Source organism: Hymenobacter elongatus (assembly GCF_004745955.1).
Taxonomy (GTDB): domain Bacteria; phylum Bacteroidota; class Bacteroidia; order Cytophagales; family Hymenobacteraceae; genus Hymenobacter; species Hymenobacter elongatus.
Genome location: NZ_SRLD01000010.1, coordinates 17,718 through 32,883, shown reverse-complemented (window position 1 = coordinate 32,883; position 15,166 = coordinate 17,718). Strand labels below are relative to the sequence as shown.

Here is a 15,166-nt window from a genome sequence, read left to right as displayed (position 1 = left end):
CATGTTCACTGCCTTCCTCCGCTTCGAGCTGGCCACCTGGCGCAAGCAGCCGCTCACCTACATCTTCTTCGCCGTCACCTTCGGGCTGACGTTTCTGGCCATGCTCTGGCCCAACCTGCAGATAGGCCAGGACCTGCGCAACCTGCACGTCAACGCCCCATTTGCCATCCTGAACCGGGCCGGGGCCATGACCATGCTGTGCCTGCTCTTTATCACGGCCATCATGGCCAGCACCGCCACCCGCGACTCCGGCTCGGGCTACGCGCAGGTGCTGTACGCCGCGCCGCTCGAAAAAGCCGGCTACCTCTGGGGGCGCTTCGCCGGCGGCCTGCTGGTGGCCGTGCTCGCGCTGCTGGGCGTGCTGCTGGCCATTGCCCTGGGCGCGGTGCTCAACGAGCCGGCCCGGGTGGGCGCGTTTCAACTGGCGCCGTATGTGCAGGCCCTGGGCTTCTTTATCGTGCCCAACGTCGTCCTGGCCGGGGCCATCATCTACTGCCTCACGGTGCTCACGCGCAACACGGTGTACGCCTTTATCGCGGCGCTGGGGCTCATGGTGGGCTTCCTGCTGGTGGGCCTGCTGACTTCCAACCTGGAAGCGCCGGCCTCCGTGCTGCTGCTCGACCCCTTTGGCCTGCGCACCCTCAACGCCCTGACCAAGTACTGGACGGTAGCCGAGAAAAACACCGAGGTGCTGGCCTTCGCCGGGCCGCTGCTGACCAACCGCCTGGTGTGGCTGGGCATTGCCGGCGCTCTGATGGGCCTCACGCACGGCGTCTTTTCGTTCACGACCTCGACCGGCAAAGCCAAAAAGCGCCGGCTGGCGGACGCCCCGACGGCAGCCCGGCCTTCGGCTCCCACCCCCCAGCCCCGGACGCAGCCCCGGCACGACCGCGGCGCGGCGCTGGTGCAGCTGGCCCAGCAGGCCCGCCTGGATTTGCTCGGCATTCTGAAGAGCGTGCCGTTCTGGATTCTGCTCGGGCTGGGGGTCATCAACCTACTCAGCATCGCGGCCACGGCCTCGGAGCGGGAAGGCGGCCATTTCTACCCGGTCACCTACACCATGCTCGACCTGATTAATGGCACCTACGGGCTGTTTGTGATAGCCGTGCTGGTGTACTACGGCGGGGTGCTGGTGTGGAAAGAGCAGGACGCCCGCCTCGACGGCATCCTGGATGCGTCGCCGCGTCCTTCCTGGGTGCCCTACACGGCCAAGATGCTGACCCTGGTGGCCGTTGCCGCCTTGCTCACGAGCGTGGGCGTGCTGGTGTGCGTGGCGGCCCAGGCGCTGCAGGGCTACACCAACTTTGAGTGGAGCCTGTACGGCAAGGCCGTGTTTGGCATTGAGTTCACCCGCTACGTGATGGTGGCCGTGGGCACGGTGTTTCTGCACGTGCTGCTGCGCAACAAGTTCCTGGCCTATGGCCTGACGGTGGCCATCATCCTGTTCCAAAGCATCAGCGGGGCGGCCCTGGACTGGAACAACAACCTGCTGCGCTTCGCCGACACCCCCGCTTTCACCTACTCCGACATGAACGGCTTCGGGCCTTTCGCGGAAAGCATCGTGTGGTTTAAGCTGTACTGGGCTGCCTTTACGATGTTGCTGGCGGCTCTCACGGCCGGGCTCTGGGTGCGGGGCCGGGCCGTGGGTGGGGCTTTCAGCGCAGTGCAATTGCGCCAGTCGTTCACCCCGGCGCTGCGGGCGGTGGCCGCCACCGGCCTGCTAACCTGGCTAGGCCTGGGCGGCTGGATTCACTACAATACCAACGTGCGCAACGACTACGCCACGGCGGCCGGCGAGCAACAGGTACAGGCCGACTACGAAAAGCAGTACAAGCGCTTCGAGCGGGCCCCCCAGCCCCGCGTGACGGCTGTGAGCCTGCAAGTGGACCTCACCCCCGAAGCCCGCGCCGCAAAGGTGCAAGGCCGGCTGACGCTCACCAACAAAACCAGCCGCCCGCTCGACACGCTGCGCCTGTCCTACGGCAGCTACCTCGAAGACTTCCAGTTCAGCATCCCCGGCGCCCGGCCCGTGCTCAACGATGAGCGCCTGCGCTTCCGCAGCTTCGCCCTGCAGCCCGCCCTGGCCCCCGGCGACTCGCTGGTGCTGAGCTACTCGGCCCACTACCGCGCCCGGGGCTTCGAAAACAAGGTGTCCCGGCCCCTGATTAACGGCAACGGCACCTTCCTCAACAACTTCGACCTGGCGCCTACCATCGGCTACACCCGGATACTGGAACTGGAAAACGCCACCGACCGCGCCAGGTTTGGCCTGGCCGAGCGGCCCCGCTTGGCCCCGCAGAGCGACTCGGCGGCCTACGCGAATACCTACATTTCGACCGACGCCGACCGGCTGCGCTTCGAGGCCACGGTGAGCACCAGCCCCGACCAGATTGCCGTGGCCCCCGGCACTATGCTGAAAGAATGGCAGCAGAACGGTCGCCGCTACTTCCACTACCGCCTGGCCGCGCCGGTTCTTAACTTCTATTCCATCACCTCGGCCAGGTATCAGGTGCGCCGCGAAAAGCTAAATGGCGTCGACCTGGAAATCTACTACCACCCCGCCCACCCCTACAACCTCGACCGCATGATGCGCTCCATGCGCGCGTCGCTGGCTTACTACGGCCAGCAGTTCGGGGCCTACCCCCAGCAGCAGGCCCGCATCATCGAGTTTCCGCGCTACCAGAAAGTAGCCCAGGCCTTTCCGGGCACCATGCCGTATTCCGAAGGCCTCGGCTTCATCGCCCAGACCAGCCCCGACGATAAGGACGTAGACCGCACCTACCGGGTGGTAGCTCACGAAATGGCCCACCAATGGTGGGGCCACCAGGTAACCGGCGCGGCCGTACAGGGAGCCACGTTTATGTCAGAATCTGTCTCGGAATACCTCTCGACCCTGATGCTGGAACGACTCTACGGCCCGGCGCGGGTGCTGATGCTGCGGCGCTACGCCCTCGACTACTACCTGCGCGGCCGGGCCAGTGAGAAGGTGCGCGAGCTGCCCCTGCTCTACAACGAAGACCAGCCGCACATTCACTACGCCAAAGGCTCCCTGGCCCTGTACTCGCTGCGCGGCTACCTGGGCGAAACCCGCCTGCACGGTGCGCTGGCCCAATTTATGCGCGACTACGAAGGCCGCCCGGCCCCCTACCCCACCTCCGACGACCTTTACGGCTACCTGCTGCGGGCCACGCCCGATTCGCTGCACTACTTCGTGGCCGACCAACTCAAGCGCATCACGCTCTATGATAATCAGGTGCGGGAAGTGGCCTACAAGCGCCTGCCCGATGGTGGCTACAAGGTATTTCTGCAGGTGGAAGCCCACAAGCGCTACGCCGATGCCACGGGCAAGGAAACGGAAGCGCCGCTGCACGACTACATTGATGTGGCACTCTACGGAGCCCGCAACAAGGTGCTGCACCGGCAGCGCGTGCGCCTCGATAGCCACCAGAAAACCTTGCAGCTCCTCGTGTCGGCAGCGCCCACCAAGGCCACTATCGACCCCGATCTGCTGCTGATAGACCGGCGGCCGGAGGACAACACCAAGGAAGCGGTAGTCATCGGCCGCGCTGGCAGCCCGGCTACGGCCTTGCTTGCAGAGTAGAATAAGCAGTAGAAACCGTACCCCACATAGCTGCTTGCGCGTCAGGCGGCATCCCGGTCGGGATGCCGCCTGACGCGCAAGCAGCTATGTGGGGTACGTCTCTGCGTTTCCGGCAACAACATAAGCGCGGTACTAATAAGGGGAAGCCTGCCGTAGCGGCGCATCATTTCGCGTCTCGTCGGTGAACGGTTTGCTTGTGAGCAGCCGCACACTGCTGCAGCTCTACAGCATTCGGCAGCTCAAGTAAACTTAATTAAACCAGCTTCCAGAAACACCCAAAACTGCGGCCACCACTGCTACAGGCACGTTTATTTCTTTCCTGCCGCTGCTGTTCCAGTCACCTTAGCGCCAACGCCGTATACCTATGTGCCGGTCCTGCTTGGACAGCCTTCCGGCCCGCACCCCGCCCCCGGGTGCCCCTCCACCGCCTCAGCGCGGCCGTCGGTCCTTACCCGCCCGCAGTCTTCGCCGCTGCTTTCCTGGCCCCCGCTTTCCCTTTGCGCCTGTTGCGCACCCTATGGAGTTCTCCTCCACTGCCCCCACCAACGGGGCCCGCCTGCCCTTGCCCCTTGCCAACGACCTGCTGCAAAGTGTACTCGATGTTTCGCTCACGGCCCTGCAGCTGTGGCGGCCGATCTACGAACCGGACGGTACGCTGACCGACTTTGCCTTCGACTACCTCAACCCGGCCGGCCAACGCATGCTGACGCTGCCCGCAGAGCCGGGTGGCACGCTGCTCACGCACTTCCCGCACACGGTAGAAACTGGCATTTTCGCTTTCTACTGCCGCGTGTTCGAAACGGGCGAGGCCGGCCGCTACGATGTCAACTACCAACACGACGGGCTCGACAACTACTACCACATCGCGGCCCAGCGCAGTGGAGCGCTGCTGGTTGTGAGCTTCACCGACACCGCCGACCACGGGCGGAGCGCCGTGGAGCAGGACCTGCGCGAAAGCCAGGCCCATGAACAGGCCGCCCTGACGGAGGCCCTGCGCCAGCGCCAGCGTCTGCTTTCCGTTTTCGACGAGGCTCCCGGCATGATTGCCCGCCTTGCCGGCCCCGACCACATTATCGAAATGGCCAACGATGCTTTCCGGCAGACGTTTGGCTTCCGCGAGATGGTGGGTCGCCCGTACCGCGAAGCCGCGCCGGAGCTGGCCGGCCAACCGTTTTTCGATTGGCTGGACGAGGTATACCGCACCGGTAAGACGCACTACGGCAATGAAGTGCCAGCACTGCTGGACCGCACCAACTCGGGCCGACTAGATCCGGGCTACTTCAACTTCATCTACCAAGCCACCCGCGACGCCGCGGGGGCCGTGGCCGGCGTGCTCATTTTTGCCTACAACGTAACCGAGCAAGTGCTGGCCCGCCAGCAGTTGCTGCAGCTCAACCAGGGGCTGGAAATTCGGGTGCGGGAACATACCCAGGCTGCGCTGGCGGCCCAGACCGAGGCCTTGTCGACGGCCCGGCACCAGGTGCAGGAGCGCGAAGCGTTCTACCAGGTGTTTGAGCAGACCTCGGCCCTGATAGCCCTCCTGCGCGAGCCCAGCCACCGCATTGAGTACTACAACCCTGCTTACCAGCGGCTGTTTCCTGGCCGCGAGCTGCGCAACCGAACCATTGCTGAAGTCGCACCCGAGGCGGCGGCGCAGGGCTTAGTAGCGCTGCTCGACGGAGTTTTTCAGAAGGGTGAAACGCATTTTGGCAATGAATTACCCTTCGTGGTGGAGCAGCCCGATGGCCAACCGGCCAAGACTTCTTACTTCAACTTTACCTACCAGGCCTACCAGGAAGACGGCCAGACCGCCGGCATTTCGGTGTTTGCCTACGACGTAACCGACCAGGTGCTGGCTCGTCAGCAGCGCGCCGCCCAACAGCTGGAGCTGGAGCAGCTCTTTATGCAGGCCCCCGCTCCCATCGCTATTCTCGCTGGCCCCGAGTATGTGTTCCGACTAGTAAACCCGGCATACCAGCACATATTTCCGGGTCGGGAGCTGCTGGACAAACCCCTGCTCACGGCCCTGCCCGAGCTGACCGACACGCCTATTCCCGCCTTACTGGGGCAGGTGTACCAGACGGGAGTGCCGTATGTAGCCCAGGAAATGCCCTTGATGATGGCCCGGCAGGACGGGGGCGCGCTGGAAGAAATCTACTGTACCTTCTCCTATCAGGCTCACCGCGACGAGTACGGAGCCGTGGACGGCGTGCGCGTGTTTGCCCATGACGTGACCGAACAGGTGCGGGCCCGGCAGGCAGTAGCTGCTAGCGAGCAGCAGGCCCTGGACCTGGCCCGGGAGCTGACCGCCGCCAACGAGCAGCTCAGCCGCACCAATGCCGACCTCGACAATTTTATCTACACCGCTTCCCACGATTTGCGCACGCCTATTGCCAATATCGAGGGCTTGGTGTATGCCTTGCTCGAACTGCTGCCCGCCACGGCGCAGCAGGCCACCGAGGTGCAGCCGTTGCTGCATATGATGCAAAGCGCCGTGGAGCGCTTCAAGCTCACCCTGGCCCAGCTCACCGACGTTATCCGGCTGCAAGCGTCCCACTCCCAGCCGCCCGAAACAGTGGATATGGCAACCCTCGTCGAAGACGTGTGCGCCGATCTGGCTCCGCTGCTAACCGCTGCCAGCCCGCAGCTGGTGGTGGATGTGGCCCGCTGCCCTACGCTGTCGTTCGCGCCCCGCAACCTGCGCAGCATCGTGTACAACCTGCTTAGTAACGCCGTGAAGTATCGCGACCCGAGCCGGCCGGTGGTGGTAGAGCTGCGCTGCCACTGTACTGAGACTAGCACCTTCCTCGAAGTGCAGGATAATGGCTTGGGGCTGGATGAAGCCCAGCAGGCCCGGCTGTTCGGCTTGTTTCAGCGCCTGCACAGCCACGTAGAGGGCACGGGCGTGGGGCTCTACACGATAAAAAAGATCGTAGAAAACGCCGGGGGCACCATTTCGGTGCGTAGTCAACCCGGTGTTGGCACTACCTTTGTCGTCGCGCTGCCCGCCTGATGTCATCTGCGAGTATAGTGGCGCGGCCTTCTGTGCAGAACCTTTCTACTTATGATCAAGCTCTCTAGTGTGTTGCTGGTCGACGACGACCCTACTACCAATCACCTCAACGAGCGGCTTCTCAAGAACTTGGGCGTGGCCGACCAGTACCTGACGGCCACTAACGGCGCCGAGGCGCTGGCTACGCTCGACCAACTCACTGCCAGCGCCGACCCGGCCAGCCCCATCCTGGTGCTGCTCGACGTGAAAATGCCCGTGCTCGACGGCATGGGATTTCTGGAGGCCTACAAGCGCCTGCCGCCGGCCCAGCGCCAGGCAGTAGTCATCGTGATGCACACCGCTTCTATGGAATCCCACGACCTGGACCGGATGGAGGAGTTGCCCATCGCCGGCTTGGTGAGCAAGCCGCTGACCAAAGAGAAGGTCGATACTATCCTGAAGCTGCACTATCAGCGCCAGTTTCCAGCCAGCTAGCTTAGGCGAAACAGGGGCAAAAAAACGGCTCTAAGCCCGTACCGCGAAGCGTTGCCTCGCGACCCGTCGCACGATGATGTCGACTGGCCAGTGATATTCTGAAACCGCACACACCAGTGCATGCAGCTGTGTAGAGACGAGATCTTTCGCGTGGGGTCATACCGGCTCAGGCATAAACTGCGCGGCTTCACTCGTACTAGCGGCGCGCATACCGGGGCGCTCAGGGTCGCAGTGCTACACAGCAGACCTGTTCCTGAATTAAAAGCGGTTGATGAAATGTGGTCATCCTGCTCAGTATAGAGCCGTTTGTTATTTCCCCCGCTTATGTGGCGCGCCAGTCGACTCCATGGGTAGAAAACCCTCGTCTCGCAGCACTTGACGCAGGCCGGACAGCGTTGGAAATTCCTGCCGCAGCTCCAGGGCTAGCCGCAAAACGGGCTCCGTGAGGCGCGGGGCCGTGCCACGGACCGACACCAGCCAGCGGCCGATACGGTCGTAGAGAAAAGCCCCGCGCTTAGCACCGGCGTGGCCGCCGAGGTAGGCACGAACGCGGGTTTCCAGCGCCAGCATCAACGCCGTAGGGTCCACTTCGGCCAACCGCATCATGGCAATTTCGGCGTGGTAGGGCGGGCTGATGTGAATCCACTCCAGCCCCAGCACGAACTCGGTCAGGGCTACCGGGCTGGCCTCCCGGGCGAGCAGTTCGGCGGCAAAGGCCACACTGCCGCGTCCGTCCTGCGCCGCCGCCACGGCGGTTTCAACTAAAGCCGTGATTTCGGCCGGCATCAGCAGCGGGCGCAGCTGTCCGAAGTCGTCGAGGCTGTGGTTGGCCTGAGTACGGTGGCGCAGGGCGTCGCGGTACAGATCGGGAGCCTGGGCGGCGGTGAAAGTGTTGAGGACATACCCGCCGAAATGATCGGGCCAGATGGCCAAGGCCTTGGCGGCGGTACGTAGTAGGGCGGGGCGGTCGGCCTGGCAGGTGTAATAGTTGAGCAGCTGCTGGGCCACGGCGGCATCCTGGGGCAGTAGCGTTTCGGCTGTTTGCACCCAGTCGGCGTCGTTGGCCAGGGTGCGGGCCAGCTGGAGGCGCAAGCGGGCCTGGGTGTCGGCGCTGAGCGGGACTTTTTCCAGGTGGGCCAGCAGTAGCGGCGCGGCGGCTGGGTCGGCGGCCAGCGCCAGCAACAATGGCAGCCAGCTCGCCTCGAAGTCGGGCCAGCGGGTTGGTGGGTCGATCAGGTAAGTATCCAACCAGTGCAAGCCCGCTTCCAATTCGGCGGGCGGTACCACGGCGGACAGCAGCACGGCGGGCCAGCCGGCGGGGTGCAGCTGCTCGTGCCACTGCGCCAGCACCTCGGTGCCGTAGTCACCAAACAGGCCGTAGTCGTCGCTGCCTGGCTCGTCTACCTGGTAGATGGCCGCACAGGCCGTGGCCCAGTAGCGCAGGGCCGCCGTAAGCTGGCCGCCACGGGCCAGCCCCAACAGCTCGCTCACGAAGCCGGCCAGGGCTTCGCGCACTACTTCGGCACTGGCTTCTTCCAGCGCCTCGCCCTCGTCGTAGCCGCCATTACCACCACTGCTTTCCCACAGTTCCTCGTCGAACTCCAGGGTACTGAGCGTATCGGTTAGCCGCTCGGCCAGCGTGTCGAGAATGACTAGTGGATCGGGACCGGACGCGGGCACGGGCTGGCCGACGAAGCCCAGAAACTGCCGCGCCAAATCGTCGCTTTTAGCCAGGGCCTGTTCCAGGAAGCGCAGCTTGTCGGCGGTGGGGTGGCTGGCCCAGGCCGCCGCCACAGCAGCTCCCAACCGCTTGGGGACAGCGGGGTGCTCCCTGCTTTCCTGACTCGTCAGGTTGGAACCATAAGCTTCGAGCACGGCCAGACCCAAAGCCACCGCGTGCTTGCAGATGCCGTCGAAATCATACGGGCAGTTGCACTCGAACTTAGGGCCGGTGGGAGCCAACAGCAGTTCGGTGCGGTAAGTACGCGTGCCCTTCACCTGAGCCTGGAAGGTATTGGCCTCGCGACGCAGCTTGCGCACGGCTCCGGCATCGTAGTACGCCTGGCCACGCTGAAAGCTGTTGTCGTTGGCGAGGTGGCGCAGGCTCTGGCGGGTAAACATGGGACGAAGATGGGGGAATGATGGCTTGCTTGTTCAGTGGTCCGTGGCAATAAGTGCTAAAGCACAGCCGAACAACTGCGGAAGAGCTTTTATATCATTCCGCGCCGTAGACGTTGTCCGATCCGGCGTTCTTTCTCCGGCCGGGCACCATTCATAAGCCAGTCAATACTTTCATCTGATGGTCGCTCAGGATTAGCCCACATAATGGAACGAATCTGCTTGATGGTCGCGGCGGCATTGCAGAAATGATAGTAAGCTGTCTCATCCATCGATAACACTGGCAATGAGCATGTAAGGCGGGCGGGTTTGGGCAAGAGTAGAAGCTGGTGTGCGTTTGGTAGCCATAGAAGCAAAGTAAGAGACTAATTGCTGAAAAGCGTTGGTAAGGCTGGATTCGCTCTGCTATAAGCCTGCCTCCATTCTACCAACAATCCCCTTTTCTCTATACCTTCCCCCGTCCTTCCACTCCCCTCCTATCCCCTTATGCTGCCCTCCCGAATGCTCCACCTGCCGCTGCTGGTGCTGCTGACTCTGCTGTACGCCTGCTCCAAGCCTGATGACACTGCCTCAACCACGGAAGGCGAGGAAATCAGCCCCTACCAGAACATCAGCTTTACCTTCGATGAGCCCGTGGGCGAAGGCCGCGTGAGCCGCTGGGATACGGTGCAGTACGTGCAGTTCGAACCCGCCGTGCGCGGTAAGTTCAAGTGGACCAACGACCGGGAGCTGACGTTTTCGCCCGCCGAGCCGTTTCGGCCCGCCACGGCATTTCAGGCCCAGTGGCGGCCGGTAGCGTTGGCGGCGCTGAAGCTGAAGAAGGAGCCCGCGCTGAGCCGGACGAAGTTTCACACCCCGGCCCTGCAGATGCACGAGCCCCAGCTGTTCTGGAGCCAGAGCCGGCGCGTGGCGGGGTCGGCCGAAATGCGCGCCAACCTGCTGTTCAACTACGCCGTGCAGCCCGCCGACCTGCAGCCCCTGCTGCGCGTAACCCAGGACGGCAAGCCCGTGGCGTTTGAGGTAGTATCGGCCGAAGCCGACAGCATCGTGGGCGTGGCCCTGACCCAGGACGTGCGCCCTGGCTCCCCCGTGACGCTGGAAGTAGCGCCCGGCCTGCGCGCCCTGGGTTCTGACCAGGCAACGAAGCGGCCCCTGACGGCGCAGGTAGCCGTGCCCGACCAGCAGACGCTGCTGGTGCGCGAGGTGGTAGCTTCCATCGTGGAGGGCGACCCAGTCATTACGGTGCTCACCAACCAGCCCGTATCGGCCACCGAAATTCCGGCGCTGCTCACCGTGTCGCCGGCGGTGGAGTATGCGGTGGAAGCGCTGGAAAGCGGCTTCGTGCTCAAGGGCGGCTTCGACGTAGACAAAACCTACCAGCTCAGCTTGCGCAGCGGTATGCGCGGCTTGCTGGGCGGGCAGCTGGCCGAACCATTTACCCAAACCGCCTCCTTCGTGGATGAGCGGCCCAGCCTGAGCTTCGCCAACGGCGACAAGGCCCTGTACCTCGATGCGCTGGGTTCGCGCAATTTGGGCGTACGCATCGCCGAGGTCGAAAAGGTGCAGGTCACCATTGCCAAGGTCTACGCCAACAACATCCAGCAGCTGCTGCGCGGCGGCAAGCAGTACGGCTACGATTACGACGAGGAAGGCGGGGGCGAAAGTGAAGGCGGCGAGTACGAAGACAAATCCTACAACTACTACGACGTCGAAACGCTGGGCAGCGTGCTGACCGAGCGCACCTACTCCGTGGCCGGTTTGCCCAAACAAAACGGGCTGCGGCTGCTGAACCTGAGTCTGAAAGACCTGGAGTTTACCGGGCCGATGAAGGGGCTTTACATCGTGAAGGTGCAGGATACCGAGCGGCAGTGGCTGCAGGTGAGCAAGCTGGTTTCGGTGTCCGACATTGGGCTGATTGTGAAGCAGGGCCAGGCCGGCCGCACGCTGGTCTTTGCCAACTCCATTCGGAATGCTACGCCCCTCGGCGGCGTGAGCGTGCGGTTTGTGAGCACCAACAACCAGGTGATTAGCTCGGGTACCACCAACAGCGCGGGCGTGGCCGTGTTCGACAGCACGGCCGCCACCAGCCGCTTCCGCCTGAGCATGGTTACGGCCCAGCGCGGGTCCGACTTCACCTTTCTGAACCTGCCCACCAGCCGGGTGGAAACCTCCCGCTTCGACGTGGGCGGGCTGCAAAGCAACGCGGCCCGCTACCAGGCCTTCCTCTACGGCGACCGGGACCTGTACCGCCCCGGCGACACCATCCGCACCAACACCGTCGTCCGCACCGAAAGCTGGCAGGCCCCGCCGGCCGGGCTGCCGGTGAAAATCCGCCTGCTGCTGCCCACCGGCAGGGAATACGCCAGCCTGCGCAAGCAGCTTTCCGCCGACGGCGCGTTTGAGTCGCGCTTTGTTCTGCCGCCCGCCGTGATGACCGGCCTCTACACGCTGGAAGTGCTGACCGGCAACGACGTGCTGCTGACTTCGCGCAAAATCTCGGTCGAGGAATTCATTCCCGACCGCCTCAAGGTGACGGTGCAAGCCGCGCCCGCCGTGGTGCGCCCCGGCCAGTCGGTGACGGCCCGCATCACGGCGCTGAACCTGTTTGGCCCGCCCGCCGCCGACCGCAGGTTCGAGGTGGAATTCTCGCTGAAGGCTAAATCCTTCAACCCCAAAAGCTACCCCGGCTACGAGTTTAACATCAGCACCGGGGAGCGGAAGCGCACGAACTTCGGCGAAGAAGAAAACACCTCGATTTCGGACCGCTTCGAGAAAACCACCCGCGAAGGCACCACCGACGCCTCCGGCCAGGGCACGGCGGCTTACGAAGTACCCGCCTACGCCGACCTCGGTACCCTGGAAGGCGCGGCCTTCGCCACGGTGTTCGACGAAAGCGGCCGGCCCGTAAACCGCCTGGCTACCTTCGAGGTGCAGACCCAGCCGGTGCTGTTCGGGATTCAGCGCCTGCCCGAGCTGGTGAGCACGCGCCAGCCGCTGCCGCTGCGCTTCGTGGCCCTCACGCCCAAAGGTCAGCCGACCGCCGCCGCCGCTCAAATCAGGGTGGTGCGGCTGCTGTGGGAAACCGTTATTGAGCGCCAGGGTGGGCGCTACGGGTACAACTCCCAGAAGCGCGAGCAGGCCATTCTGACCCAAAACCGCACCATCGGCACCGAAACCAGCCTCGACTTCACGCCCGCTTCCTCCGGCGAGTACGAGGTGCGCGTGTCCCGGCCGGGTGCCGCTACCTACGTGGCCAGCCGCTTCTACGCCTACGGCTACGGCGACACCCAGAGCAACTCCTTCGAGGTCAACAACGAGGGCGAAGTCACCATTGAAGCTGACAAGGCCAAGTACCAGCCCGGTGAAACGGCCAAACTCCTGCTCAAAACGCCCTTCCCCGGCCGCGTGCTCGTGACGGTGGAGCGGGACCGGGTTATCGACCATTTCTACGTGACCACCGACCAGAAGTCGGCGCGGGTGAGCATCCCAATCCGGGGCAACCACGTGCCCAACATCTACGTGACGGCCACCGCCATCCGCGAAATCACCGACAACCGCCTGCCGCTCACCGTGGCCCGGGGCTTCGTACCGCTCACGGTGGAAAAGCCCGGCACCCGCCTGCCCATTACCATTAAGGCCCCTGCCCAGAGCCGCTCCCAGACCTGGCAGACCATCGAAGCCAGCACCGCGCCGGGCGCTTCGGTCACCTTTGCGGTGGTCGATGAGGGCATCTTGCAGCTGAAGGATACCCGGACGCCCGACCCCTACGGCTACTTCTACCAGAAGCGCGCCCTGGAAGTGCAGGCCTACGACGTGTACCCCTTTCTGCTGCCCGAGCTGGGCACCAGCTCCTCCGGCGGCGACGGCGCCGACCTCTCCCGCCGCACCACGCCCGTGCCTTCGCGCCGGGTGCAGCTGCTGGCCAAATGGAGCGGCGTGCTCCGCGCCGACGCCAGCGGCAAGGTGCGCTACAAAGTCCGTATTCCGCAGTTCAGCGGAGCCGTGCGCATCATGGCCGTGGCTTACAAGGATGATGCTTTCGGCAGCGCCGGGCAAACCATGCGCGTCGCCGACCCGGTGGTTATCAGCACCAGCCTGCCCCGCTTCCTCAGCCCCGGCGACACGATTGACGTGCCCGTGACGCTGACGAATACGACGGGTAAAACGACTTCCGGCACTGCTACAATTAAGGTAAACGGGCCACTGCGTTTAGTTGGAGCGGCTACTCAAAGCATTTCGCTGCGGCCCAACGCCGAGCAGCGCACCCTATTCAAAGTACTGGCACCGTCGGGTATTGGCAACGGCACTGTGGTAGCTTCTGTGCAGGCAGCAGGAGAGGTGTTCACTGAAACCATCGAAATACCCGTTCGCCCCGCTTCCCCACTGCAAAAGGTCACCGGCTCGGGCGTCGTGCAGGGCGGCAGTGCCCAGCAGCTGAACCTGAAAACCGACTTCCTGCCGGCCACCCTGCGCAGCCAGCTGGTGGTGAGCCGCTCGCCGATGACGGAGTTTGCCAAGGATTTGCGCTACCTGCTCCAGTATCCCTACGGCTGCCTGGAGCAAACCGTGTCGGCCGCTTTCCCCCAGCTTTACTACGGCGACCTGACGGCCACGCTGGGTCAGCAATCCGGCAAGCAAGCCAAGGGCACGCGCTTCAACCCCAACTACAACGTGCAGGAAGCCATCCGCAAAATCGAGGCCCAGCAGCTCTACAACGGCAGCCTGAGCTACTGGCCCGGCGGCGACTACGACAACTGGTGGTCTACGGCCTACGCCGCCCACTTCCTGCTCGAAGCCCAGCGCGCCGGCTTCGAGGTGAACAAGAGTACGCTCGACAAGACGCTCCAATACCTGCAGGCCTGCACCCGCAAGCACGAAACGGAGGAGTATGACTACTTCGACGTAAGCAACATCGCCCGCCGCAAGGTCATTGCCAAAAAGGAAATTGCCTACTCGGTGTACGTGCTGGCCTTGTCCGGCCGCCAGGATGCCGTGGCCCTGAACTACTACAAAGCCAACCGCCAGCTGCTGGCCCAGGATTCGCGCTTCCTGCTGGCCGCCGCCCAGGCTATCGGCGGCAACCAGCGCGGCTTCCGCGACCTGCTGCCCACCACCTTCACCGACCGTGCCGCCCGCCGCGCCCTCGACGGCAGCTTCTACTCGCCCCTGCGCGACGACGCCCTGATCCTGAACGCCCTGCTCGAAGCCGACCCCGCCAACGCCATGGTGCCCCGGCTCACCCGCCAGCTTAGCCGGCAGGTGAAGCAGGCCGGCTGGCTCAGCACCCAGGAACGGGCGTTTGCCCTGCTGGCCCTGGGCAAAGTAGCCCGCCGGAATGCCGCCAGCACCGTCACGGCGGCTATTCTGGCCGACGCGAAGGAAATCGGCCGGTTCTCCGGCAAGGACCTCACGGTAAACAACGTGGCCAACCGCCGGCTGGCCCTGCGCACCACCGGCCGCGGCAGCCTCTACTACTTCTGGGAAACCGAGGGCGTATCACCCACCAACACCGTGCGCGAGGAAGATGCCTACCTGAAAGTGCGCCGGCAGTTTCTGGACCGCAGCGGCAACCCCGTGGGCTCCGCCACCTTCCGCCAAAACGACCTGGTCATCGTCCGCATCACCATCCAGAGCGCCGATGCGGCCGGGGAAGTGAAGAACGTGGCTATTACGGACCTGCTGCCCGCCGGCCTGGAAATCGAGAACCCGCGCATCGGCGCCGTGCGCGACATCACCTGGGCCCAGGATGCAGCCCAGCCCGACTACCTGGACCTGCGCGACGACCGGATTAACCTGTTCACCACCGTTACCACCGCGCCCAAGTCGTTCTACTACGTGGCCCGGGCCGTGTCGAAGGGTACGTTCCGGCTGGGTCCGGTGAGTGCCGATGCTATGTACAACGCGGAGTACCACTCCTACAATGGAGCGGGCGTGGTGCGGGTGCGGTAGCTGACGCCCCC

5 protein-coding genes are annotated in these 15,166 nt (G+C 64.0%); 4 read left to right on the top strand and 1 reads right to left on the bottom strand.

Going from position 1 to position 15,166, the window contains the following annotated elements; all coding sequences use genetic code 11:
- Window position 1 precedes the first annotated feature (1 nt).
- The 3 genes from E5J99_RS06710 (at window position 2) to E5J99_RS06700 (ending at window position 7,088) form a co-directional block, all read left to right on the top strand.
- Entirely contained in the window at window positions 2-3,601 is a 3,600-nt protein-coding gene (locus tag E5J99_RS06710) for an ABC transporter permease/M1 family aminopeptidase (RefSeq protein ID WP_135496955.1), read from the top strand.
- 517 nt (window positions 3,602-4,118) lie between these two features.
- The gene (locus E5J99_RS06705; RefSeq protein ID WP_167852022.1) at window positions 4,119-6,614 is read left to right on the top strand and encodes a PAS domain-containing sensor histidine kinase; all 2,496 of its coding nucleotides are present in this window, start codon (window positions 4,119-4,121) and stop codon (window positions 6,612-6,614) included.
- A gap of 51 nt (window positions 6,615-6,665) precedes the next feature.
- Window positions 6,666-7,088: a response regulator gene (locus tag E5J99_RS06700; protein ID WP_135496953.1), complete on the top strand. Its 423-nt coding sequence runs from the start codon at window positions 6,666-6,668 to the stop codon at window positions 7,086-7,088.
- Window positions 7,089-7,397: 309 nt separating this feature from the next.
- Here E5J99_RS06700 and E5J99_RS06695 read toward each other — a convergent pair whose 3' ends face one another.
- Window positions 7,398-9,209: an SWIM zinc finger family protein gene (locus E5J99_RS06695; RefSeq protein ID WP_135496952.1), complete on the bottom strand. Its 1,812-nt coding sequence runs from the start codon at window positions 9,207-9,209 to the stop codon at window positions 7,398-7,400.
- Window positions 9,210-9,692: 483 nt separating this feature from the next.
- Here E5J99_RS06695 and E5J99_RS06690 point away from each other — a divergent pair, with 483 nt between their 5' ends.
- A complete protein-coding gene (locus E5J99_RS06690) occupies window positions 9,693-15,155 on the top strand; it encodes an alpha-2-macroglobulin (RefSeq protein ID WP_135496951.1) in 5,463 nt (1,820 codons plus the stop codon).
- The last annotated feature ends 11 nt before the right edge of the window (window positions 15,156-15,166 follow it).